We start from the raw sequence: 896 nt of genomic DNA on the forward strand, positions 1-896 counted from the left end.
TCTGCTTTGTGTATTACTCTTATCAGCTTGTGGCAGTTCTGCGCGTCAGAGAGTAGCAGACCCTCCGCCACATGATATCTGGAATGCCCTTCTGCACAAGCATGTGGATGGAGCAGGGTGGGTCAACTATGAAGGTTTTATGCGCGATCAGGAAAAGTTGGAGGAGTACCTGAAGTTGCTCAGTAATAATGCACCTGACAAAGATTTGTGGAGCAGAGAAGAGCAATTGGCGTATTGGATCAATGCCTACAATGCATTCACAGTGAAGCTCATAATTGATAATTATCCTTTAGAAAGTATTCGTGACCTCGACCCGGTATTGAGTATACCTGCCATTAATACCGTGTGGCACAGGAAATTCTTTGAGATAGGAGGGAAGAAGACTAGTCTGGATGAAATAGAACACGAAATATTAAGAAAGGAGTTTGCCGAGCCCCGGATACACTTTGCCATCAATTGTGCTTCATATTCCTGCCCGCCTTTGCGCTCAGAAGCATATAAAGCTGATATTGTCGACCAACAACTTAATGAGCAGGCAATTCTGTTTATCAATGATCCGCTTCGAAATCAGATAAGCCATGATCGTGTGGTATTGTCCCGGATTTTCAAGTGGTTCAAAAGTGACTTTACCAGGGACGTTTCCTTAGTTGAATATCTTAACCGGTATAGTCGTATATACATAGCAGATACGGCAGATCTGGAATATTTGCCGTACAACTGGCAGTTAAACGAGAAGCCTTAAAACGCCTGTATGATTTGTATGGGTATTTGCCGGTTTTATCAAAAATGGAGCCTGATAATTAGTGATTGTTTGATTTCATTACCTTTATCCATGACCGGATTTTTCCCCGTTATTCTTCCCGTGTTTTTCCCTCTTATGCCTCTGCAATGCTTCT

1 protein-coding gene is annotated in these 896 nt (G+C 42.6%); it reads left to right on the forward strand.

What is annotated here, in order from left to right; translation table 11 throughout:
• The first annotated feature begins 1 nt into the window (after position 1).
• Positions 2-742, forward strand: coding sequence for a DUF547 domain-containing protein (locus tag E1163_RS00230; protein ID WP_155168529.1), 741 nt, complete (start codon positions 2-4; stop codon positions 740-742).
• Positions 743-896 lie beyond the last annotated feature (154 nt).

Source organism: Fulvivirga kasyanovii, assembly GCF_009711405.1.
Taxonomy (GTDB): domain Bacteria; phylum Bacteroidota; class Bacteroidia; order Cytophagales; family Cyclobacteriaceae; genus Fulvivirga; species Fulvivirga kasyanovii.